Raw genomic sequence first — 22,596 nt, forward strand, 5'->3', positions numbered from 1 at the left:
TTTCTCATTTCGCCACCACCATTTCTCTGCTCTTGGAATAGAGCGCGACTGACGTGAGGATCATCCCGCCCAGAAGATAGGACTGCCACGAGTCACCGATATCGAGGAACGAGGTGACGACGTTCACCTGAATGATGAGGAGCGCCCCCAGCAGTGAACCGACAAAGGAGCCGCGTCCGCCAAACAGGCTCGTGCCGCCGATCACTACCGCTGCGACACTTCCGAGCGTGTAGTTGATACCGGCGCTGGGGTCGCCAGTGCCGACCTGCGCCATCATGGGCACGGCAGCGACGCCCGCAAGAAACGAACACCCCATGTACGCGGCGAGCGACGTCAGTTGCGGGCGGGCACCGGACATGCGGGCCGCTTCGACGCGGGAGCCCACGCCGCGCAGCGTGAGACCGGCCCTCGACTTGAACAACGCGATTTCGAGCACCACGGCAAGCACGATTGCCACGATCGCGATAATGGGCATGACGCCGACCTGCGCACTGATCGACTCCGCAATGGAATCCGCGATCAGGCCACCCGGAACCGGGCGCAGCAGCAGGGAGACGGCCTGCAGCGCCATGTACGTCGCGAGTGTCGCCACCATCGGATGCAACCGGAACGGGCCGACCAGCATCCAGTTCACGAGTCCGACGGCGAGGGCGACGAGCAATACGATCCCCCATCCCGAGAGCTGATGGGCCAACGAGGCGCCATCATTCAGGAAGAACGACTGTATGACGACGATGAGCCCCATGAGCGGCCCAACCGAAAGATCGATCCCGCCGACCAGCATGAGCATCTGCTGCCCGTACGCGACGATGGCCAGTGTCGCCACGAGCGCCAGCATTCCGCTCAGGTTTCGCGCAGAAAGGTAGGCCGGATTGACGTGCGCCGCATACAAGCCGAGTGCACAGACCGCGACGGCAAGCATCACGAGCGGCGCCCAATCCCCGGCAGCCCACTTCCAGAGCCCGGAAGTCCGCGAAGCGCCCTTCTCCCGCTCAGTCGTTGCGGTCAGGACGGCAGACGTGATGTTGTTCTCGCTGACGGCGTTCTCGCCCAATTCCTTGACGACGTGTCCGCGCGAGAAGATGAGCACGCGATCACAGAGTCCCGCCACCTCGTGCGCGTCCGACGAAACGACGATCACGGCGGCGCCGGCGGCTGCAGCCTCGCGAAGCACCCTGTAGATTTCCATCCGCGCGCCAATGTCCACGCCTTGGGTCGGCTCGTCGACCAGCAGCACCTTGGGATGACTGGCGAGCACGCTCGCCAGCACGAGCTTCTGCTGATTACCGCCCGACAGCGTACGAATAGGCGTGTCGATGGACGGCGTCTTGACAGCGAATCGCGTCACGGCGTCTCTCGCGCGCTTTGCTTCGCTGCGCTGGCTCACCCACCCCTTGATGGAATCGAATGGCAGACTGCGGAGAGAAAAATTCTCGCGCACCGACAATTCGCCGAAAATGCCCTCGCGGTGACGGTCGCCCGGCAGATAACGGATGCTCGAATCGGCGGCAGACCGCGAGTTGTGAAGCTTCGCGGGAACGCCGGCAACCGTGACGCTGCCGCGGCTTCGCGTTTGTCCCGCGAGAGCCCGCATGAACTCTCGCTGGCCATTGCCGTCGATTCCCGCAAGACCAACAATCTCGCCTTTCCTGATCCGCACAGATATGTCGGTAAAGCCGGCACCACGCAGCTTTGCCACTTCGAGAACGACGCTTGCGCCGCTGTTGTTGCCCTTGGCCGGGAAGTCGCGGTCGAGCGCGCCGCCCACGATCAGTTCGACGATTTCCTGTTCGCTGAGGCCCGCGGCCTCATAGGTGCCCTGGCCCTGACCATCGCGAAGAACCGTCAGGCGATGTGCAATTCTCTGCACCTCGCGAATCCGGTGCGAGATATAAACGACCGAACAACCCGAAGCGGTTATCTTGCGGATGCGCGCGAACAAACGGTCGACGTCTTCCGTCAACAGATGCTCGGTCGGTTCGTCGAGAACCAGAACCTTGGGCTTTGCAGCAAGCGCTTTGACGATTTCGACGATGAACCTCTGCTCGGGGCCCAGGCTCCCCACGCGCTCGTTCGCATCGATTGCGACATCGTCGCTCCATTGCGTGAGGAGCCCTCGTGCCCATTGCGCAACCTCTATCAAGGACGGACGCTGCTCGGCAGGCACGCCGAGATAGAGGTTTTCCGCTACGGTCAGGTCGGGCATAAGCGCCGGTTCCTGCCGTACGATGGCCAGCCCCAACCGGCGTGCCTGCTCCGTGTCGCCTCGCGTTTGGGTGCCGTCGATCACGACGCGCCCCTGCTCCGGAACGAGGGCGCCGGACGCAACGGCCATCAGCGTGGACTTGCCTGCCCCGTTCTCGCCAACGAGACCGTGTACCTCGCCCTCGACCACCGAGAACGTCACGTTGTCGAGCGCCCGGACTCCGGGGAAGATCTTGGTGACACCATCGACCTGCAGCAGCGTTTTCTGGTCATTCATGATTCGTCTCGAACAAGTATTGCGCAAATACTTCCATGAGCTTGTTGGCAGGAAGCGCGGAGGATAGTCAGCATCATGCGGAGCGGTTTAAATGTTTCACAACGCGCCTATCGTTTGCATTTATCTGTTGTACGAAATATTTACAAATGAATTTGCACCTGATTTCTTGTTCTTTTATCTATCTGCGCCCTGAGTTATTACGAAAAATCTTGGTTCCGGAAGTGGATGCCGATTGATAGCCTCGACGGCGGAATGCAATAGCTCGAAAATAAACGGAGGAATGCGGGCAGCGTATTCTCGCGCACATCAATTCGAATACGATGATTCCATGAGCGATTGATTTATATCGAATGATGTGTTTTAGAGCGACCAAAGTCAAGAACCCTAGGGAATCTCCCTAGCCATGCCGCATGGACCGCGGATGTCTTTAGTGAGTGTGGTGCAATGCAAAGACAGACGACCCGCCAGCAGTGTCACTTGCGGGTTCGTCGAGCAGGTCGGTGTGGTTGAGGATCAACGTTGAGATGTGTTGTTGCCGCTGGCAACACGATAGTCTGCGTGCGGCGTGCCAGTGGCCCCGATCGCAGACCTCAACAGATCAGTCGATTCGCACCCGCTTGCGGGTCTGATCTGATCGCTCGATGGCATCAATCACCTTGTGAAGGGCCACAGCGTCATCGAAATCAGGAGCAGTGCTGGTTCCGTGAACCAGGTCGTCGGCCATCTGTCGATAGATGGCCGCCACATTGCGCGCAATGACCACATCCGCGAAATCGGATTTCGCCGCCTCGACCTCGCGATACCCCTGCTCGCCCTTGCGGCCCGCCTCCACGCGCAATGGCGCGATATTGATCACGGGATAGTGGTCATGCGCAGCGGTAATGCGCAGATCGCCCAGCGTTCCGTTGATCTCCCACAACAGCTGCGTGCCACGCGGCAGGCCGCCGCGAAGCTCCAGCGACAACGCTGCGCCCGATTTCAGAACGGCATTGACCATCACATGATCGTGTGTTCGCATTGGGATCGTGTCGCCCGTCTCGACAATGCGCACAGTCTTGCGGCGCTGCGACATCAAACCTTCCACCTCGTCTACTGGGCCGAGCACACTTTGGATGGCCGCAAGTGCATGGCCGCCGATGATCCTCAGCAAGGTTGCGCCGTTGGCCGCATCCATCGCGTACGAGTCACCGCGCGTGACTTCGTCGCCCCAGGTAGGGCCGCAGCCGAGGTAGGTCGACGACAACACCTCGCCCACGTATCCGTCAGCCACGAGCTTGCGCACGAGTTCGACTTCGGGCGACGCGGTGGCCTGGGTGCCCACCACTGCCCGTGCGTGGCTCGCCCTGGCGAGGTCTGCAAGCTCGATCGCTTCTGCAAGGCCATTGCCGAGCGGCCACTCACAGTAGACATGCTTGCCCGCCGCCAAAGCCGCGGCGACAACTTCACGATGGTGCGGAACTTTGACCGTGACGGCCACGACGTCGATATTCGGGGAGGCGATGAGCTCCGCCACGTTCTCGAACGCGCGTGGAATGCCAAAGGCAGCAGCGGCCGCCTTTGCGCTCGCGAGACTCGTGTTTGCCACGCCGGCGGTCTCGAATACGTCGGATAACGCACGCAACGCAGGAATATGCGCTGCGGTGCCCCAACCGCGCTGCGCGCTCACTCCCACGATTCCTACTCGAAAACGTTTTTTCATTGCATCCTCGAAATACGAGTCGCGTCACGCCGGTCAATTGTCCACACTGGGGTGCGGCCGGTATTGGCCCGTTTCCATCAACTCCGAAGCGGCAAGGGCGTTCGGTGTCCAACGCAGCGTCGCGCGCGTTTCCAGCAACCATGCCTGATAGCCCTCAGGAACGTCCTCCGACGGCCCGTGGTGGATGACCCCCTTTGGCACACAGGTCAAGGTACCCGGTTCCGTACACCCGCCCCAGGCGCCGGGGCCTCGCACGTAACAGATCACTTCGTCGAAATCGGCGTTGATGTGAACCGGTGGCCGCCCTCCGGGACGTGCGCTGAGGTTGAACATCAGAACGTCGCCCGTGCTCGACGACAGAAACTGGCTGGGCGGACCACCCTCAGGCAGGTACGCGTGAAGCTGGATATTGGCCAGATTCAGCTTCCACACCGGGACGGACTCCGACAGGCACACGCCGAGTGCAAGCGGATCATGCGGCATCGTGAAGACCGTGTTCTCGGGGTCGAGGGTTTTCAGCACCAGCCGCGTTGGACCGCCGGCCGGCATGGCGGAGTCGATCTCGGCAAACTTGAGATCCCGTGCTACGTTGAGCAGGCCACTTGGCGCGGGCGGCGCAAGCTTCAGGGCCGCAGGACTCTCGACGATGATGCTTCGCATGGCATCGCCGGTCGGCGCATATCGATACGCGACGGATTTGGGAATGCAGACGAAGTCGCCTTCCGTCGCCGTGAGACAGCCCACGTCCGTTTCGAACCTGACCGTGCCGGATTGGATGAAATGAATCTCGTCCGCTTCGACATTGCGCACCACGTACGGCATGGGCTTGCGCCGCCCCGACACATGCAGTTTGACGCCGAGCCTGGACGTCGCCACGGTGGTCGGAAGAGCCTCAGGGTCGTCGTGATCGTCAGGCGTCAAGCGCTCGAGGACGGCTCGCCGCGGTGCGTGCGGCCCCTGCACGGAAAGATAATCAGGCGCATAGGTGGGCCGGGTCACAACTGACAGTGCACCCTGGAACCCGTCACGGCTCCAGAGTTGCACCAGGGGGGGGCCTGCATCATGCGTTTTGTCACTCATTTGTCCACCTCCTTCGTTCTCTAACACCGCCTCCGCCGGCTCTTTCTACGCCTCGCGGACGTCGGCAAATAACGTCCATCGCATATCACTTTTGCGATGATCGCATAACGGATAGATTTATATAGAATGATGTGTCGTGGAGCAAATCAAGTCAAGTCAAGAGCACCAGGGAATCTCCCAGGCAACCGGTATCAGTCAGTCCAAGGCCGCATCGTCCTTGGACATCTGGATCAGATTCTGCTCAATCTGGTGCGCGACCTTCCAGAACACCCGCATGTCCCGCGCAGAAATTCCGTCGAGGGAGGCCGAGTGGATGTCCGTGAACTCCGGCAAGATGTCGTCGACCAGGCGTCTACCCTCTTCCCTAAGACTGACGTAATATTTTCGTCGATCTTTAGGATCCCGGATCCTTTGCACCAGCCCACGCTTTTCCAGGTTGTCGAGCGCCGGCACCGCGGTCGTCGAGGCGATCCCCACTCGCTTGCTCAATTCGAGCTGATTCAGCTCGCCGCGCTCGGCCAGCACGCGGAGGTAATACCAGTACGAAATGGCAAGGTTTTCCTTGTCGAGAATTTTCTGACCCTGTGCATCGTAGAGCCGGTGCACCGTCCTGGCCATCCACGGCACAGTTCGGCCACGCTCATCAAATAGTTCGGGCAACAACTTCGCGGCTGCCTCGCCTGACGGTTCGCGATCCAGAGTTGCCCTGGCGGCGCTGGGATTCGACTTGGACATTCCGTGTTTCCTTTCCATATGGGCCAACCGGGCAAATTTCCGGGCCACGAACAAACGGTAGTCAGGGCATACCCCACCATGGGAGTCCTTGACTTTATTTATACCAAATAACATCATTCTATATAGGTTTATTTTTTTAGGTATCATTGCCTTACAAATGATCCGCTCCAGTTAGGATCATACAACGTGACTGACCGCTGCGTCGCGCTGCTCCGTAAAATTCGCTTATCAAGGGCAATTCAGAACAACCTCGATCGGTGCCTGAACGGCAGTCGTTGCGTCCAATCAAAGCCCAGTTCTGCTCAGGGATGACATTCTCATGCAGCGAAAAATCCTTGTACTTATCCTCTGGCTCATGCCGACCGTCCTGCGTATGGCGGCCCGCAAGTTTCCTGCCGTGCGCGCGCATCTCGCCACAGGAAGTGGAGTCATCCAGCTACGGCTCAGAAACAACAGTCTCGCGAGGCAGCTCCATTTCAGGGACGGCAGCGTGTCCGGACGCTGGGGAGTGTGCGCCAGGCCCGACGCCGAGCTCGTCTTCATGGACGTCGCGACCGCGCACAAGATGCTCGCGCCGAAAACGGATCATGCGTTCCTGATCGATGCGCTCAAGAACTTCAAGATCACGCAGGGCGGAAGCGACGAGAAGCTCGTGTGGTTCGGCCAACTCGTCAACACGATGAAGACGGCTGCGTGGCGTAAGGGCATGCCGATGAAAGACGGAACCACGCGTTTCGTCACCCTCACCAATGGCGGCCCTGTGTTCGTCTTCGTCAAGGACGGCAAAATTGTCCGCACCACGCCCATCGATCTCGAAGAGGAAGACGGACCGAGCTGGAGTATCACGGCAAGAGGTCGCCGGCTTTCGCCGGCACGGCGTGCAACGGTCAGTCCGCACGCGCTCTCGCTCAAATCGCTCGTGTACTCCGACAAGCGCCTCCTCTATCCGATGAAGCGCGTCGACTTCGATCCCAATGGCGAACGCAATCCCCAGAATCGCGGGATCTCGGGCTATGAACGCATCAGCTGGGACGAAGCGCTCGATATCGTCGCCGGGGAAATTCGCCGCATGAAGAAGGACTACGGCCCCGGAGCCATTGGCATGGTCACGGGCGCGCACCACCAGTGGGGAAACATCAACTACTACCTTAGCGCGATGCTGCGTTTCGGCAACCTGATCGGCTTTACCCGCATCGAACCGAGTCCGATCAGTTGGGAAGGCTGGTACTGGGGGGCCATGCATCACTACGGCAACAGCCTGCGCCTGGGCACGCCGAGCTTTTACGGCACGACCGAAGATTGCCTTCAGCATGCCGAGGTCATCGTGTTCTGGTCGAGCGATCCCGAATCGACCAATGGTGTCTATGGCGGATTCGAAGGCACCGAGCGCCGGCTGTGGGCCAAACAGCTCGGCATTGAATTCGTGCATATCGACCCCTATCTGACGCATTCCGCTCAGTTCCTTGGCGGGAAATGGCTGCCGATCAAACCCGGCACCGACTCGGCGCTCGCGATCGCCATCATGCACGAATGGATGGTTAGCGGCAGCTACGATAAGGAATACGTGGCATCAAATTCGACCGGCTTTGACGAATGGAGCGCTTACGTCCTTGGTAAAGAGGACGGCGTACCGAAGACGCCCGAGTGGCAAGAAGCGGAAACCGGCGTGCCCGCCAAGGATGTCCGCAGTCTCGCGCGGTTGTGGGCGTCCAAGAAGACTTATCTCGCGGCGGGCGGCCTGGGCGCGGGCTTTGGCGGCGCGTGCCGCACCGAGACGGGCGCGCAATGGGCGCGAAGCGTCGTCATGATGATGGCCATGCAGGGATGGGGAAAACCGGGGATCAACTTCGGCAATTTGCAGATCGGTGCGCCGCAGGACCTCAATTTCTACTTTCCCGGGTACGCCGAGGGCGGAATCTCAGGCGATCTGAACAACACGGCGAGCGCCGCCAACAACTACTGCCGCATGCCTCACATCATCACGATCAACCCGGTGAAGCAGGCCGTCCCCCGGCAACGGCTTGCCGAAGCCATCGTGGAAGGTAAATCGGAAGGCTACGCGTGGGACGGCTTCTCGGTCGAGGGACAGTTTGCTCAATACTCGTATCCGAGGCCGGGCCATTCCCGCATTCACATGCTGTACCGTTACGGCTCGTCATCGTTCGGCACAACGCCGGGATCGAACAGGCTCGTTGAAGCGTATCGTCACTCATCCCTGGAGTTCATCGTTAACCAGTCGATATGGATGGAGAACGAGGCCCAGTTCGCAGACGTCATTCTGCCCGCTTGCACCGCGCTCGAACGTGATGACATCTCCGAATGGGCCAATTGCGGCGGCTACATCCAGCATGCGCAGAGCCAGCTCAATCACCGCATGGTGATCATGCAACACAAATGCATTGAGCCCCTCGGCGAATCGAAGTCGGATTATCAGATCTTTCTGGAGATCATGACAAGGCTTGGATACGGTGGCATGTTCTCGGAAGGCGGTTGCTCCGAACTGGCGTGGTGCGAGCGGATGTTCAACTCCACGGACCTGCCGAAGCAAACCACCTGGAAGAAGTTCCTGCAAAAGGGCTATCACGTCGTCCCTCCTCCTTCGGACAATGAAAAGCAGCCCGTCGACATGCGCTGGTTCGCGCAAGGGCGGCCCAAGGATTTGCCGGAAGCGAACCCGCTTCCCGGCGTGTATTCGAAAGCGTTCGGCGAGGGACTTCCCACTCAATCAGGCAAGTTCGAGTTCGTGCCGTCGAGCCTGCGTCGCATCGAGCAGATTGATCCCGCAAGGCCGGCCGTCAACCGATACATAAACCGCGCCAGTGCGGCGAAACAGCCGTTCCCGTTGCAGCTCGTCACCAACCATCCGGTCTACAGCTTCCATACGCATGCGGACGGAAAGAACAGTCACGTCAGCACGATCGACGAACACCGGATGGAAGTCGGCGGATATCGATATTGGGTTCTGCGAATGAGTAACCGGGATGCGGAGACGCGCGGCATACAGCGTGGCGATCTGGTTCGTGTCTACAACGCGCAGGCGTCGGTGATCTGTGCCGTGGACGTTTCTCAGCTCGTGAAAGCGGGCGTGACGCGCGGCAACGAGTCGTGTGCGGAGCTCGACCTGATCGAGACTTCGGTGGGCCTGGTCGATCGCGGAGGCTGTCTCAATCTCCTGACGCCAGGTGGAAAAATGAGTCCGACTGCAGACGGGATCATGCCTAATACTTGTTGGGTGGAGGTGGAAAAATGGGACTCGACTCTCGAGAAAGCAGCGTGAGCGGCTGGGCGCTGGTCGTTGACGTTTCACTCTGCATCAATTGCAGAAACTGCGTCCTCGCGACCAAGGACGAGTACGCCGGCAATGCCTTTCCGGGTTATTCCGCGCCGCATCCGCCGGAAGGTCTGGAAACGATCCGGATCGAACGTCACGTTCGCGGAGAGGGCTCGCTCGTCGATGTCACCTATATCCCGAAGACCTGTAATCACTGTGACAACGCACCCTGCGTCAAAGCGGCCCCGGACGGCGCGATCTACAAGCGCCCGGACGGGATTGTCGTGATCGACCCAGTCAAGTCGCACGGCCGGCGCGATCTGGTCGGCACATGCCCTTACGGCATGATCGAATGGAATGAACAGGAACAGGTGCCGCAGAACTGGAACTTCGACGCTCACCTGCTCGACGCCGGCTGGAAAGAGCCACGCTGTGCGCAAGCCTGCCCTACCAAGGCGATCCGTGCGTTGAATGTCGGAGACGCCCAATTGGCGGAGATGGTCGAGAAAGAGCACCTGTCAGTCATGCGCCCCGAGTTAGGCACCAAGCCGCGCGTCTTCTACAGGAATCTCGACGATGCGCTCAGCCATCTGGTGGCAGGCAACGTCTGCGAAGACCTGGGTGGTGGTCAACTGCGTAATCTGGAGGGTGTTGAAATTATTCTGCGCGACTCCGCCGATGGAGGCGAACGCATCGCCAGAACCGACCATTTTGGCGACTTCCGGTTCTCTGGGCTGATTGCGCCGTCCTCGCGTATCGAATTGCGGGTGAGAAAGGACGGAAAGGAAAAGGTTCTCGCTACAAGAGATCGCATTGGGAGCGTCAACCTCGGCACGCTACTCTATTGAAACCTGGTCTCCAGCGAATTTGCATGTCCGTCTGTTCGTTGCCGGACATGCAACGTTCTGGACGATCGGCTTGCCAGTAGCCAGTATGTGGCGTTCCGGGGCCCGCGCCCGGCTTGGACGCGTGACCCCGGACAAGGCTCGACACTGGAATCAGATCTTGAAGCTTTCGAGGCTCGCGGGATGGAACAACTCACGCGCCTGAAGCCGACGGCTGGATAAGCCCTCGGCATGATGCCGGGCAAGGAAGCGGTCGATTGTGTGCTCGTTTTGCGCAAAGCCATACGGCCAGAAATCGAAGCCCATCAGCTTGCGCGCCGCCCGCAACTGGTCTTCGACAAATGGCAAGGTCACCTTGGTCGCACCGGTCTCGCTAAGCCGCTCGAGCGCGAGCGCCTTCGACTTCTCGAACGCCTTGACGAGTGCACCCGGCAGCCACGGATGCTGATCCGCGAGCGTCTTTCTGACACCGAGCGTGTGCATGATCGGAAACAGCTTTGTGCGCGCATACCAATCGGCCGCAGTCTTGTGTGGATCGTCGAAGAGATACCGAACCTGCGGGTGGCCCTGGTCAAAGCAGGATGGCGCACGCGGACCGATGACGGCATCGATCTCCCCCGCCGCCAGAAGCCGGGAGATGGTTTCGCCTTCCGGGGTGTCTTCCACTTTGATGTCGTCCGGCAGGTTCAGCGAGATCTTCTCGACTCGGGAAGGATCTTCGTAGCCGCCACGCACCCAGGTCACATCGGACGCTTTTACCCCATACTCTTCCTCGAGAAAGAGCCGGACCCAGACGTTGGCGGTGAGTTGGTACTCGGGTACCCCAATGCGCTTGCCCTTCAGGTCTTCAGGCTTGTTGATGCCCCGGTCCGCTCGCACGTAGATCGCAGTATGCCGGAACGCCCGCGACGGAAAGACCGGCACGGCGATATAGGGCGACGTGCCCGCAGCCGTCTTGACAGAATAGCTGCTGAGCGACAGTTCGCAGATATCGTAGTCGGCGTGCCGAAACGCACGAAAGAAGATCTCCTCAGGTTCCTGCAGCATAAAGACCGGATCTACGCCGTCGATCTGAACATCCCCATCGACGAGCGGCCGCATACGGTCATAGTTGCCAACGGCAATAGACAGCCGGAGCTTGTGATTTCCCATTACCTCTTCTCCTTGTTGCGGAACGATCGAAACGAAAACGTCAACACAGGTCAGCCGGGCGGGTCCGGAGACCGCTTAAATCGCAATCAATTTATTCTGCATCGCATGATCCTATGAAGGATTACATATGTCAAGGATCATGGAGGACCATTGATCGGCGTGCCATGTCGATGGCAACACAGTCACGTGTTGTCGAACGGCACGGGTAATCATATGGCCGGCCTGCTCTCGGTCGAGCAGAGACGGCCAGCGTAAAGTCAAGGTCCAAACCGAATTGATGCACGGGAGGTCAGCATGGACAAGTTTGGCGGAATCGACTTGCACTCAAACCACAGTGTTGTGGTGGTCAGTGATGAGGTTGACCGGGTCCTCTACCAGCGGCGGTTACCCAACGATCCGATCCAGATTCGGGCCGCTCTGGCTCCGTACCGCGCCGAACTGATCGGGGTGGTCATCGAAGCGACGTTCAATTGGTACTGGCTGGTAGATGAACTGATGGAGCTTGGCTATCAGGTACATCTGGCGAACCCAGCGGCAATCAGGCAGTACGAGCGCCTGAAATATAGCGGCGACTTCATCGATGCAGCCCATCTCGCGCAACTCCTGCGTCTGGGGCTATTGCCAGAAGGCTACATTTATCCAGCAGAAGAGCGGCCGGTACGGGACCACTCGCGCAAGCGAATGCAACTGGTGCGCTGCCGGACCGCACAGATATTCTCAATCGAAAACCTGCTTTCCCGACAGACAGGTCAGCGGATGACCGGAGAAGTGATCAAGCATCTGAGGGACGAGCGGGTGAATGCGCTCGGTTTTGCGCCCGATGTGACGGATTATCGACAATATGCCCACGTGTGTCGAACGGCCGTTTGCAGGTGGCTCCCACGACTCCGAGCGCCCCGCAGTTCGATCAAAGGTAAAGCAGACCTGCGTTGAAACCGTTCACGCTACGATGGACTCGTCCGTAACAGCTGCGATGACAGGCTCGCCCATCGCAATGACTTTAGGAAAATACCGGGTTCGGCGAATACGACGACAACGCGATAGTCATCGGCAACATCAAAAAGAAGGACCGACCACTGACAGCGAGTAACGACCCATGTTCATTCCGGCTATCTGATGAGACTGCCCTCCATTCCGTTTGACTTTATTCATTGACGCCTGCTTCTGATCGTTGGAATTCAAAGATTGGTACGTCGTTTTTTCTTGAACTAGCTGCGCCCTTACGTCTTCATTCGCAGCCAGCGGCGTCGATTGAGCGAACGATGACACAGTTGGAATTAAAATAGATATAGCGACGATGAGCTGAACGAGTTTCATCACGGTTCCTCCAGGAGATGTCCCGCAAGCACTCGTTTGCGGATTTTATGAGTGCAGTATAGATCGGTGACTGCTCAGAATTGGCGCAAACAGAGCAATTCATTGTTGTCGGCTTATGCACGAAACGAAAGAGGCCATACAAACATTACTTGTAAGGTGTTGATCTCTTTGGTCGAGGCGAGAGGATTTAAACCTCAGATCGCCTGTTTCCCACAGGCAGGGGCAGTTATCGGCGTTCTGCCGATCCGTCTGTGGTCTTCAAGGCTGTGCAACTATTTGCAGGAATTGCGAGCGCCACGCGGTCTTGTAGGTCGCGGAAAAACAAAACCCTACTGAGTGGGACGGACCGTCAGGCGCCATTACTGTATATCCGTACAGGACGCTCACTGTCGACGCGCAAGACAGCGTACGATGCCGGTGTGCAGGTTTCAGCGCGGGTTTTGCAACAGAAGACCGTCCGGAAAGGGGACTGACGTAGTTCTGAGAGCATCAGCGGAAGGCCGGAAGCCGGCACGCCTGGTTTCGCCGCGGTTGGAGAAGGCCGGCGTATTGTATTACGCGTGGCGCGCCGACGCTCCCAGCGGCGCGCTCACTTGCCGACTTACCTGCTAACCTTATTGCCCTGGCCGCGCGCCGACGTCCGGTCGTTGCGTGTCCCGATACTGCCGGTCCGTCAACCGAACTACCGATGCCGCCACTGTTTCGCCGTCTACTGCTGCTGTTCCACGCGCTGCGTTACGGCGCGCGCCTGATCTGGCTGGCCGCCCCGCCCGAGCACAAACTGCACTGGATGATCGAGCTGGTCGGCCGCGTGCATGCGTCGGGACGCGGCGGGCGGAGCCTGCATAACGTGCTGCCGGCGCTGGGGCCGCTCGCCAGCCGTTTCGCGCAGACGCTCACCGAACGGCCCGAACTCGCGACCGGCACCTTGCACGACGCGATCGACGCAATCGATCACATGGAAGCTCCACTGCCGCCTCACGAGTCCGAACAGGCGCTGGCGCGCGCCTTCGGCCAGCCGCTCGCCACGCTCTTCAGCGCGGTCGATCTGGTGCCGGTGCGCGGCGGCTTTGCCGAACAGACGCATTTTGCGCGGCTCGTCACGCCGGTCAAAGGCCATCACGAAGTGGCGATCAAACTGGTGCGCGCGGACCAGCTGCAACAGATCGGCGACGAACTCGCGCTGTTGCGCTGGGTCGCGCGCTGGCTGGAAAAGCTCTCCGGCACCGCGCGTCGTCTGCAACTGCGCGCCCTCGCGCAGACCTTCACCGACGACATCCTGCGCCGCTTCGATCTGCGCGCCGAAGCCGCCAATCTGAGCCAGACCGGCCATCATTTCGACGGCGACAAGCGCATCGTCGTGCCAGCCGTGATCTGGGATCTGTGCACCAACCACACGCTGACGATGCAGCGCATCAGCACTTTGCCGGCGAGCGACCTGCCCGGCCTGCACGCGCATCACATCAAGCTCGCGCCGCTGGCCGCGCATATCGTCGAAGTCGTGTCCAGGCAGGCGTTCGAGCATGGCTTCTTCCACGCTACGCTCGATGCGCGCCACGTGCGGGTGAGCGTCGAGCCGGACACGCTGGGTCGCCTCGTGCTGGCGGAATTTTCGATCATGTCGACGCTGTCGACCGGCGAGCGCGAATTCTTCGTGCACGGCGCGACCGCGTTGTTCGACCAGGACTACGGCCGGCTCGCCGACATGCATCGCGAGGCCGGGCACGTGCCGCACGACACGCGCGCGGAGATGCTCGAAGCCGAGTTGCGCACGCGCGCCGAAGCGCACTTCGCGGCGGAGCCGGAAGACCGCTCGGCGGGTTCGCTGTTTCATCATCTGCTGCACGCGGTGCATCCGTTCGAAGGCGCGGTGCCCGCCCGCCTCGCCAACGCGCAGCGCTCGTTCCAGCAAGCTGAAATGCTGGCGCGCGCACTGCATCCGGGCGTCGATACGTGGAGTATCACGCGCGGCGTGCTCGCGGATATCGCGCGGCGCGACCTCGATCATCGCGGCTGGATCAAGCGCATCTCGCGCGAGTTGCCGCATCTCGCGCATATGCTGCCGCGCGTGCCCCAACTGGCGGTCCGCTATCTTCAGCATGAGCACGCTCGCGCGCGCACACCACAGCAGAACGCGCAACTGATCGCGGATATCGCCCGCGAATACCGGCGCACGCGGGTGCTGCTGTGGGCGTGTGTGTTGTGCGGCGGCGTGCTCGGCGCGGGAACGATGTTGCTGATGTGGTGACGCAGTCAGTCAATCCCGGTGACCGCTCAGGACGCGCCCCGGCGCAACGTGCTTGCGGACCATGAGGACGTGCCGCCCGTCGCAATGCGGCCGCCTTGTTACAGCGGGCAAAAAGACGGAGTCCAAGCGCAACAGGGGTTGCGCTTCATTCGCGCGAACGAAAATATCGCGCAAAGCTTCGCGCGACACGCTCCCGCCGATTGCAGCTTCGAACAAGACATGCAGCGCGTAGCCCGACAAGATGGCGGCTTTTCACGTCATCCCTTCCGATGCTCGCTTCCTTCATCGCCGCTGTCTTCGTCGTGCTATGGTCGACCGGTTTCGTGGTCGCCCGGGCGATCACGCCGTATGCCGATCCCAATCTCTTTCTACTCGCACGCTTTGGCGGCACCGCGCTGATCTTCGCGCTCGCCGCCGGGGTCGCACGCGCGGCGTGGCCGACCGGCCGCGACTTCGGCAAGCATCTGGCGGCGGGCGCCCTGCTGCAAGGTGTCTATCTCGGCGCCGGCTACTGGGCTGTCGCGCAAGGCTTGAGCGCCGGCGTGATGGCCTTGCTCGGCGCGCTGCAGCCGCTCGCGACGGCCGCCGTCGCGGCGCCGCTGTTCGGCGAGCGGCTTTCGCGGCGCGGCTGGACCGGCATGGCGCTGGGCCTCGCCGGCGTCGTGCTGGTGCTCGCACCGAAGCTCGCGTCGGCCGCGCCGCCGTCGCATGGCAACGCGCCGGCATGGCTGGTCGTGTTCATCTCGATCGTCGCGGTCGCCGCGATCACAGCGGGCACGCTGTTTCAGAAGACCTCGCTGGCGAAGGCCGATATTCGCAGCGCGAGCGCGGTGCAGAATGTCGGCGCGGCGCTCGTCGCGACTGTGCTGGCGCTCGCGCTCGGCGAACAGCGCTGGATTGCGTCGCCCACTTTGTGGGCGTCGCTCGCGTGGGGCATCGTGATGCTCTCCGGCATCAGCGTCACCTTGCTGGTGTGGATGGTCAGGCGCGGCGATGCGGCGCGCGCCACCGCGCTGATGTTCCTCGCCCCGCCGCTCGCCGCGCTCGAAGGCTATGCCGGCTTCGGCGAAACGCTGCTGCCGGTGCAGGTCGCCGGCTTTGCCGTCGCGCTGGCGGGCGTATTGCTGGCGCGCTCGTGAGGCGCCGGGCAGCCGGGAATCAATCGGCCGTATCCGCGCCGGCCGGCACCTTGGCGCGCACCTTGCTGCCGGGCGCCGGCGCCCACGCCGGGCGGCCCTTGCGCGCCGAATCCACCACGACGATATAACGCCCGGCCCACGGCACGATCTGCCGATCGCTTTTCAACACCCACAACGATTGACCCGAGTCGACCAGCGCCGCATATTCGGCATCGAGAATGCCGTAGTGGTCGAGAAACGCATTGAGCGACGCGGGAATCCGCACGCAGCCCTTCGAGTGGCGAATGCCGAGCAGCGGCTCGAGCCGGTCGGGGTCGGTGGCATGCATCTGGAAGCGCATCTGCGACATGCCGCCCTTGCCCCAGCCGCGTTCGCCCTGCGCCCAGCCGAGGTCGAAAATCCGCATATCGCGCTTGCCGTAGCCGCGGATATGGTTTTCGTTCTGCGTGCCCTCGGAGCGGAAATCCATGTTCGCGGGCGTATGTTCGAACACGCCGAGCGGCGTAATGAAATGGTCGAATTCGCCGGGCCGGCCTGTAGCAACCGGCGACGCGCCGATCATCTGCCAGTTGTCGGCCGGGGTTGCGCGAAAGTAGATGAGCAGCGCCTGCACGTTGGCATTGCGATCGACCAGAGCGACGTACTCGCCCGACAAGTTGCCCAGCACGTTCGCACCGAGTGCCGCCTTCAGACGATCGGCGTAGGCGCGCTGCTCGGCGGCCGGCACCTTCAGCCGGCGCGCCACGTCGCGCGCGAACACGTCGCGCAACAAAAACGCGCGACGCGGATCGACGACGCCGGCCGCATCGGGCGCGGCTAACGCGGAAGCGTTGACGGCGGCTGGCGGACGGCTCGCCGCGATCGATGCCGATGCCAGCGCCGATGCTGACCCCTGAGCCGATGCAGCCAACGCAGCGGCGCACGACATAGCGCAAAAGGCGGCGGCCAACGCGTGCGTCAGAATCCGCAAAGCACGCGTGCCGGGAGTCATACTGGATACGCGCGACACGGAGCACGGGCGCGGCATACACACCTCGTCACGCCGACGAACTACCGGTACGAAAGTCAGGCGGTCCAATACAGGCTGGCCAGGCCGATCTGGGTAGTTCATCGCGTATTAGAGCAAACCTGATTATTATTGACTACTCGCCGGGTCATGCGGCGCTCGGAACGAGGATGTTACTAAGCACATTGCATTCTGTCGATGAAGATGCACACAATTTATCAATTTCACTGTAATGGCTGGACATTTTCTACAATCCTCGTGGCAGTTTTAAATCAATCTAATACAGGATTTAAAGCCAATATCGCCGATAAAACCCGATACCAATCCGTCACTCCGTGCAAGCTGAAACCGCGCCGCGGCCGCCCCGCTCGCAGGTTCGCTATTTATCTTATTGGCACGCAAGCGTTCATTGCTGACAATGCGTAAGCGTGCGAGGAGTTAAAAGAAATCATGACGCAACACGATCCCATCGCCCGCCAGGCAAGCATCGCGGCGGAAATGCACGTCGCCGCCGAGTTTGACGCCGAGCGGGAAATTGAGCACCGGGTCGCTTTTCTCGCGAACTATCTGCGCAACAGCGGCCTGAAAACTTATGTGCTTGGCATTAGCGGCGGCGTCGATTCGACAACTGCGGGGCGCCTTGCGCAACTCGCCGTCGAACGGTTGCGCGCTGCTCATTACGACGCGCATTTCATCGCAATACGTCTGCCTTACGGCGAACAAAAAGATGAAGCCGACGCGCAGCAGGCGTTGCGCTTCATTCGCGCGGACGAAAATCTTGCGATCGACATCAAACCGGCCGCCGATGCGATGCTGGCCGCGCTGGATAACAGCGGCGTGCTATTTAAGGACGAATCGCAACGGGATTTCGTGCACGGCAATATCAAGGCGCGGCAGCGAATGATTGCGCAATACGCGGTGGCCAGCGCACGGGCCGGCGTGGTGATCGGCACGGACCACGCGGCCGAGTCGGTGATGGGCTTCTTCACCAAGTTCGGTGATGGCGGCGCCGACGTGCTACCGCTCGCCGGGCTGACCAAGCGCCGGGTGCGTGCGGTGGCCAAGGCGCTGGGCGCACCCGAAACGTTGGCGCACAAGGTGCCGACCGCCGACCTCGAAATGTTGCGCCCGCTGCGCCCCGATGAAGACGCCTATGGCATCCCGTACGACGCTATCGACGACTTCCTGGAAGGCAAGCCCGTGAGCGATGCCGCGCGCGACATCATCCTGCGTTTCTACGATGTGACGCGTCACAAGCGGGCATTGCCGTACACGCCGTTCGACTGGACGGCGCAGGCAAGCGAAGAGTAGGACCGGGGAAGAAGCAGGGAAAGTAACGACGGGAAATGCGGCGAGCGTGCGCGGAGTGAACCCGCTGACCACCGCGCGTTCTTGCCGCGCACCGCATTCGAAAGAGCTGACTACGGAGCTGACTGCGCGGGGTCAGTGGGCGGGCGGTTCGTCGGTGAACAGATCGGCGCTCGCTTCGAGCGTCTGGCCGCCCAACTGCTTGCCGTGAATCTGCCGCGCGATCACCTCGGCAACATAGGGCACTTTTGCATCCAGTTCGACCGTGGCGTACGCGCTGGGTTTGCCAGCGTCGATCACCTCGACGTATTTCGCATAATGCCCAAGTTCGCGCTTGAGGAATTCCCGCACTTCCTGCTCGCTGCACGATTGCGCGATGTTGCTCACGATCAGGTTCATGCTGCCTACCCTCGCCGCGCGTTGCCGCCTGTGTGTCGATCCGCGGCCCGCACGCGCACCGGGCGCAGCGCGGCGCGTTGTTTCGTCCGAGCGGCGGCGAGTTCGCGGATCACTGCAACACCGGCGGCGCCCACGGCGACCAATGACAGATAGAAGGCAATCATTCGAATCTCCTCTACGAATTTCGTCCTGAGTTCAGGATAGCCACATCCGATAGCAAAAGCGACGCGACACGGTATCGTAAAAGACGGGCTAAACATCCCCGTTAATGCACTGTACCTGAATCAGCAGGATCGGAAACAGCAAAACATCTGTTCATTTAGCGCGGTGCAGGCGCGGCCAACGCTTCAGCAGCGATAGGCCGGGGGCGGACGTGTTGTCGCGCTATGTGAAATGCGCCTGGCGAACTCGCGCCGGGCTCGTGTAAAGGGCGACGCCATTGCTTGCGCGCCACCCTCCCTGCCCCAATGACCGCGGGCACCTTGCCCGTCAATCCGGCAGCGCCCCGCACCGCGCCGCTTCACACCGCAAGCGCGGCACTTTGGCCCGCTATGACTTCACCACTCGAGCCTGCAAAGCGCGAATCCGCCCGAGCGCCTGCGTGTTGGACACCGTTGCGTCGTACATCTGCGCGAGGTCCGCCTTCAGCGCGGTGCGCGAACCGCCGTCGAGATAAATCATGTGCCCTGACGGATAAAAACGCGCCGACAGATTCTGCCGGACCTGCTGACTGAGCAGCGGCATCTGCTGCAGATCGAGCACGGTCTGATAGAACGGTGTCACGAAGTCGAAGAAGCCGTTCGCCGACAGTACCTTCAGATCGGGATTGAGCGCCATCACAGCGGCAAGATCGCCGGCGGTGTACAGAATGATGTTGCCCTTCGCGTCGAGCCCCTTCTGCGCACCGGTCGGATCGATGTGGCTGAAATCCCAGTACTTGAAAGCCTGATCGTTCAGGTCGGTGAACGACGAATTCGACGTGTATTTCAACTGCTCGTTCAAATACACGTTCCACATCGTCGTATAGACGCCGGTCACCGCCGTCATGGTCGGATCGTTGCCGCCGGAGTTCGGGTCGATCTTGCCGGCAATGCCCGTGTCGATCGCCGTCACCCGGCCGTCATACTCGCCGAGCGCGAGACCTTGCGGTTTCAGCAGCGTGGTCAGGAAGAGCGAATTGCCACGGCTGTCATACGCCGCGATATCCAGGCTCCACGCAAGCAAGGTCGTTTTACCTATGCCGGTGTACTCGCCCAGTTTTTCGACGGTCGCCGAATCGGTGGTCGGAAACTTGCGCAGCGCCGCCAGATAATCGGTGCGCGCGAATTGCGCGACCTCCTCGGCGAACACGCCGAGATCGGTCGGCCGCGGCGCGACGCCGAGCTTCTTGTGATACCAGGCGTCCGCGGCCGCCGTGGGCAGCGTGCCGACCGGGTTGCCGGATTGCGTGTAGTCGAGAATCGACGACTGCAGCGTGATGCCGTTCAGATCGACGCCGTCTTCGTGCAAGCGGTACGCCAGCACGCAGCTGCGCGCCGTGCCATAGGATTCGCCGAACAGGTACTTCGGCGAATTCCAGCGATTGTTCCTGGTCAGAAAACGCTTGATGAACTGCTTGATCGAGTCGGCGTCCTGGTCGACACCCCAGAAGTCGCGGTTCTTCTTCGGCGCGATCGCCGCCGAGTAGCCGGTGCCGACCGGATTGATGAAGACGAGATCGCTCTTGTCCAGCAGGCTGTCCGGGTTGTCCTCCATCGCGTACGGCGCCGGCGGCGTAAAGCTCGGCATCGACGTCTTGATGCGGCGCGGCGCGAACGAGCCCAGCAGCACGAATACCGAAGACGACCCCGGCCCGCCGTTATAGAAGAACGTTACCGGACGGGTTTCCTCCTTCTGGTTGTCCTGCGTGAACGCGACGTAGAACATCCGGGCTGCCGGCTGCGAACTGCTCGGGTCGACGATCACCAGATGACCCGCCGTCGCCGTGTAGTTGATCTTGTGGCCGCCGATCGTGACCGAATGATGCGTGATCGCCGCGGTTTCAGCGATTTCGGTGACGGAATCGTCCGGCCCGTTGCCATACGCGACCGGATCGAAGAACGGCTGATCGCCGGCTTTGTGCGCCGCGGCGGGTGCCGCTGTGCCCGCGGTGGCCGAAGTATGTGCATTGTGCGGCGACTGCGGACTAGCGGAAGCTGACTCTGTATTCGTCATGATCGCTCCATGGGTTCGTTCACGTCTTCCAGGTCGTCCCCCAAGGGGACTTCCTTCGGGGCGCGCCCCAAGGTGACTTCCTTCGGGGCGTGAGTTGCTGACTATAGTGCGGCCGCCACCTTCTGACCATTGGGACTGCCGAGCCCCGTGCAGGCATCCCAGCCCGCGGCTGCCGCGAAACTGCCGTTGTTGCCTTGCGTGATGTCGTTGCAGACGCCCGGCGTCTTATAAAGCTTGGGGTTGATGAAACCGGCCGGCTGCCCTTTCGCCGCGTTGATCCGCGCAATTAGCGCCGCCCACAGCGGCGCGACCGCACTGGTGCCGCCGACCACCGTCTGCGTGCCGTCGATCAGCACGTCGTAGCCGGTGACCGGCGACGCATCGCCCGCCACGTCCGGCACGCCGCGCCCGCTGAGCGCCGTCTTGCCGCCGTGCGTCGCGGTAGCGGACAAGCCCTGTTGCCACACCGGCACCGGGAAGGCCTGGCTCACGCCGCCGCCGCTCGCGCCGCCCTGCGCGCCGTCATTCCACACCACCTCGTGCGAGATCGAGGTGCCCGACGCGGTCAGGCTCGTGCCGCCGCACGCCAGCACATAGGGGCTCGACGCCGGAAAGTCGACCTGATCGCCGCCGCCCGCGCCGTCGCTCGAGCCGCTATCTCCCGACGCCGCGCAGACCGTCACGCCGAGCGCCGCCGCGCTCTGCAACACGCTGTTGAACGCCTGCAGCGACTGGCTGGTCCAGATCGACTCCGGTCCGCCCCAACTGATCGAGATCACCGACGGCTGGTTGGTCGTGTCGTGGACCGCGCTGCTCACCGCGTCGATGAAGCCGGCGTCGCTGTTCTGCGTGAAATACACGGCGATGGTCGCGCCAGGCACGATCGCGCCGACGATTTCGATATCGAGCGTGACTTCGCCGTCCGGCCCGTTCGGGTCGCCGCTCGGCTGATTGCTGCCCTGATCGACGCTGACCGCTTTTACCGTCGGCGAGGCGACGCCGAGACTCGCGAAATAGGACTTGAGATCGGAGGTGTTATAGCCGCCGCCAAGTTCGATGATGCCGACGCACTGCCCGCCGCCGTCGCCCTGCGGAAACTGGTAGAGCGACGCGAGTTGCGGCGGCGTGAAAGAGACCTGTTGTGCTCTAGCCGGCACGAAAGGCGGCCGGATGCGAAAGTGCGGCCGCGCCAGGGGCCGGTTGTCGAGCCCGAGCACCGCTTCCACCACGCCATACAGATCGTCCGGCACGCTGATCGTGCCGGTGCGGCCACGGAACTGGCCGGTCGCGTGATGCTGATAATGTTCGAGCTTGACCTCGAACGCGCTCTGGAATTGCGCGATCGTGCCGCACAGCAGCACCGAGCGCGCCGCCGGATCCTCGCGCACCACGCTCAAGCCGTGCGCGGTGGCGAACGCCTTGACCTTCGCGATGTCGTCCGGCGCGGCGCCGTAGTCTTTTGCGAGCGCCTCGCGCGACAGCGGTTTGACGCCGGGGTCGCCGGCTTCGATCTGGCTCATCAGCGCATCGAACTGCGCCTGCTGCTGACGGCGCAGTATCACGAAAACCTCGATCCGCTCCGCTGGATCGCATTGTCCAACGACCTGCGAACCTTGTTCTACGGTTCGCTCACTTCCCGGCAACGGGTGCTTGTTGACCATTGTGTCGACTCTCCTGTTAGCGTGACGGCGCGGGCCACCA

Annotated in this window: 17 protein-coding genes; 6 read left to right on the top strand and 11 right to left on the bottom strand. The window is 61.5% G+C overall.

Annotated features, from left to right (window positions below; genetic code table 11):
• Window positions 1–4 precede the first annotated feature (4 nt).
• From HV744_RS00255 to HV744_RS00270, 4 genes are all read right to left on the bottom strand, one after another.
• Window positions 5–2,482, bottom strand: coding sequence for an ATP-binding cassette domain-containing protein (locus HV744_RS00255; protein WP_175147574.1), 2,478 nt, complete (start codon window positions 2,480–2,482; stop codon window positions 5–7).
• A gap of 598 nt (window positions 2,483–3,080) precedes the next feature.
• Window positions 3,081–4,181: a Gfo/Idh/MocA family protein gene (locus tag HV744_RS00260; RefSeq protein WP_175147575.1), complete on the bottom strand. Its 1,101-nt coding sequence runs from the start codon at window positions 4,179–4,181 to the stop codon at window positions 3,081–3,083.
• Window positions 4,182–4,214: 33 nt separating this feature from the next.
• Window positions 4,215–5,261 carry a cupin domain-containing protein gene (locus tag HV744_RS00265; protein WP_175147576.1) on the bottom strand — a complete coding sequence of 349 codons (1,047 nt, stop codon included), beginning with the start codon at window positions 5,259–5,261 and terminating at the stop codon, window positions 4,215–4,217.
• 195 nt (window positions 5,262–5,456) lie between these two features.
• On the bottom strand, window positions 5,457–5,996 hold the full coding sequence (locus HV744_RS00270; RefSeq protein ID WP_175147577.1) for a MarR family winged helix-turn-helix transcriptional regulator: 540 nt from the start codon (window positions 5,994–5,996) through the stop codon (window positions 5,457–5,459).
• Window positions 5,997–6,315: 319 nt separating this feature from the next.
• Here HV744_RS00270 and HV744_RS00275 point away from each other — a divergent pair, with 319 nt between their 5' ends.
• Both HV744_RS00275 and HV744_RS00280 read left to right on the top strand, forming a co-directional pair.
• The gene (locus HV744_RS00275) at window positions 6,316–9,273 is read left to right on the top strand and encodes a molybdopterin-dependent oxidoreductase (protein ID WP_175147578.1); all 2,958 of its coding nucleotides are present in this window, start codon (window positions 6,316–6,318) and stop codon (window positions 9,271–9,273) included.
• Window positions 9,243–10,115 (top strand): 4Fe-4S dicluster domain-containing protein, encoded by an 873-nt coding sequence (locus HV744_RS00280; protein ID WP_175147579.1) that lies wholly within the window; start codon window positions 9,243–9,245, stop codon window positions 10,113–10,115. Before HV744_RS00275 ends, HV744_RS00280 begins: the two co-directional genes overlap by 31 nt.
• 150 nt (window positions 10,116–10,265) lie before the next feature.
• Here HV744_RS00280 and HV744_RS00285 read toward each other — a convergent pair whose 3' ends face one another.
• The gene (locus HV744_RS00285; protein WP_175147580.1) at window positions 10,266–11,264 is read right to left on the bottom strand and encodes an ABC transporter substrate-binding protein; all 999 of its coding nucleotides are present in this window, start codon (window positions 11,262–11,264) and stop codon (window positions 10,266–10,268) included.
• 294 nt (window positions 11,265–11,558) lie between these two features.
• On the opposite strand from HV744_RS00285, the gene HV744_RS00290 reads away from it, so the two are divergent.
• Window positions 11,559–12,197 (top strand): IS110 family transposase, encoded by a 639-nt coding sequence (locus HV744_RS00290; protein WP_246278878.1) that lies wholly within the window; start codon window positions 11,559–11,561, stop codon window positions 12,195–12,197.
• Window positions 12,198–12,320: 123 nt separating this feature from the next.
• On the opposite strand, the gene HV744_RS00295 is transcribed toward HV744_RS00290, so the two are convergent.
• Window positions 12,321–12,581: a hypothetical protein gene (locus HV744_RS00295; RefSeq protein WP_175147581.1), complete on the bottom strand. Its 261-nt coding sequence runs from the start codon at window positions 12,579–12,581 to the stop codon at window positions 12,321–12,323.
• Window positions 12,582–13,269: 688 nt separating this feature from the next.
• Here HV744_RS00295 and HV744_RS00300 point away from each other — a divergent pair.
• A complete protein-coding gene (locus HV744_RS00300; protein ID WP_175147582.1) occupies window positions 13,270–14,829 on the top strand; it encodes an ABC1 kinase family protein in 1,560 nt (519 codons plus the stop codon).
• A gap of 269 nt (window positions 14,830–15,098) precedes the next feature.
• Entirely contained in the window at window positions 15,099–15,968 is an 870-nt protein-coding gene (locus tag HV744_RS00305; protein WP_175147583.1) for a DMT family transporter, read from the top strand.
• Window positions 15,969–15,987: 19 nt separating this feature from the next.
• On the opposite strand, the gene HV744_RS00310 is transcribed toward HV744_RS00305, so the two are convergent.
• Window positions 15,988–16,959, bottom strand: a complete 972-nt coding sequence (locus HV744_RS00310; RefSeq protein WP_246278879.1) for a L,D-transpeptidase — start codon at window positions 16,957–16,959, stop codon at window positions 15,988–15,990.
• Between the two features lie 465 nt (window positions 16,960–17,424).
• On the opposite strand from HV744_RS00310, the gene nadE reads away from it, so the two are divergent.
• Entirely contained in the window at window positions 17,425–18,285 is an 861-nt protein-coding gene (gene nadE / locus HV744_RS00315) for an ammonia-dependent NAD(+) synthetase (protein ID WP_175147585.1), read from the top strand.
• 132 nt (window positions 18,286–18,417) lie between these two features.
• Here nadE and HV744_RS00320 read toward each other — a convergent pair whose 3' ends face one another.
• From HV744_RS00320 to HV744_RS00335, 4 genes are all read right to left on the bottom strand, one after another.
• Window positions 18,418–18,681, bottom strand: a complete 264-nt coding sequence (locus tag HV744_RS00320) for an RNA recognition motif domain-containing protein (RefSeq protein ID WP_175147586.1) — start codon at window positions 18,679–18,681, stop codon at window positions 18,418–18,420.
• A gap of 5 nt (window positions 18,682–18,686) precedes the next feature.
• Window positions 18,687–18,845, bottom strand: a complete 159-nt coding sequence (locus tag HV744_RS00325; RefSeq protein ID WP_175147587.1) for a hypothetical protein — start codon at window positions 18,843–18,845, stop codon at window positions 18,687–18,689.
• Window positions 18,846–19,230: 385 nt separating this feature from the next.
• On the bottom strand, window positions 19,231–20,895 hold the full coding sequence (locus tag HV744_RS00330; RefSeq protein ID WP_175147588.1) for a S10 family peptidase: 1,665 nt from the start codon (window positions 20,893–20,895) through the stop codon (window positions 19,231–19,233).
• 101 nt (window positions 20,896–20,996) lie between these two features.
• Entirely contained in the window at window positions 20,997–22,556 is a 1,560-nt protein-coding gene (locus HV744_RS00335) for a S53 family peptidase (RefSeq protein WP_175147589.1), read from the bottom strand.
• Window positions 22,557–22,596: the final 40 nt, after the last annotated feature.

Origin of the sequence: Paraburkholderia ultramafica, from assembly GCF_902859915.1 — a bacterium.
Taxonomy (GTDB): Bacteria; Pseudomonadota; Gammaproteobacteria; order Burkholderiales; family Burkholderiaceae; genus Paraburkholderia; species Paraburkholderia ultramafica.

Coding starts and splice junctions, on each gene's coding strand:
- HV744_RS00255 (WP_175147574.1), bottom strand. CDS start 2,482: ATGAATGACCAGAAAACGCTGCTGCAGGTCGATGGTGTCACCAAGATC.
- HV744_RS00260 (WP_175147575.1), bottom strand. CDS start 4,181: ATGAAAAAACGTTTTCGAGTAGGAATCGTGGGAGTGAGCGCGCAGCGC.
- HV744_RS00265 (WP_175147576.1), bottom strand. CDS start 5,261: ATGAGTGACAAAACGCATGATGCAGGCCCCCCCCTGGTGCAACTCTGG.
- HV744_RS00270 (WP_175147577.1), bottom strand. CDS start 5,996: ATGTCCAAGTCGAATCCCAGCGCCGCCAGGGCAACTCTGGATCGCGAA.
- HV744_RS00275 (WP_175147578.1), top strand. CDS start 6,316: ATGCAGCGAAAAATCCTTGTACTTATCCTCTGGCTCATGCCGACCGTC.
- HV744_RS00280 (WP_175147579.1), top strand. CDS start 9,243: ATGGGACTCGACTCTCGAGAAAGCAGCGTGAGCGGCTGGGCGCTGGTC.
- HV744_RS00285 (WP_175147580.1), bottom strand. CDS start 11,264: ATGGGAAATCACAAGCTCCGGCTGTCTATTGCCGTTGGCAACTATGAC.
- HV744_RS00290 (WP_246278878.1), top strand. CDS start 11,559: ATGGACAAGTTTGGCGGAATCGACTTGCACTCAAACCACAGTGTTGTG.
- HV744_RS00295 (WP_175147581.1), bottom strand. CDS start 12,581: ATGAAACTCGTTCAGCTCATCGTCGCTATATCTATTTTAATTCCAACT.
- HV744_RS00300 (WP_175147582.1), top strand. CDS start 13,270: ATGCCGCCACTGTTTCGCCGTCTACTGCTGCTGTTCCACGCGCTGCGT.
- HV744_RS00305 (WP_175147583.1), top strand. CDS start 15,099: ATGCTCGCTTCCTTCATCGCCGCTGTCTTCGTCGTGCTATGGTCGACC.
- HV744_RS00310 (WP_246278879.1), bottom strand. CDS start 16,959: ATGACTCCCGGCACGCGTGCTTTGCGGATTCTGACGCACGCGTTGGCC.
- nadE (WP_175147585.1), top strand. CDS start 17,425: ATGACGCAACACGATCCCATCGCCCGCCAGGCAAGCATCGCGGCGGAA.
- HV744_RS00320 (WP_175147586.1), bottom strand. CDS start 18,681: ATGAACCTGATCGTGAGCAACATCGCGCAATCGTGCAGCGAGCAGGAA.
- HV744_RS00325 (WP_175147587.1), bottom strand. CDS start 18,845: ATGATTGCCTTCTATCTGTCATTGGTCGCCGTGGGCGCCGCCGGTGTT.
- HV744_RS00330 (WP_175147588.1), bottom strand. CDS start 20,895: ATGACGAATACAGAGTCAGCTTCCGCTAGTCCGCAGTCGCCGCACAAT.
- HV744_RS00335 (WP_175147589.1), bottom strand. CDS start 22,556: ATGGTCAACAAGCACCCGTTGCCGGGAAGTGAGCGAACCGTAGAACAA.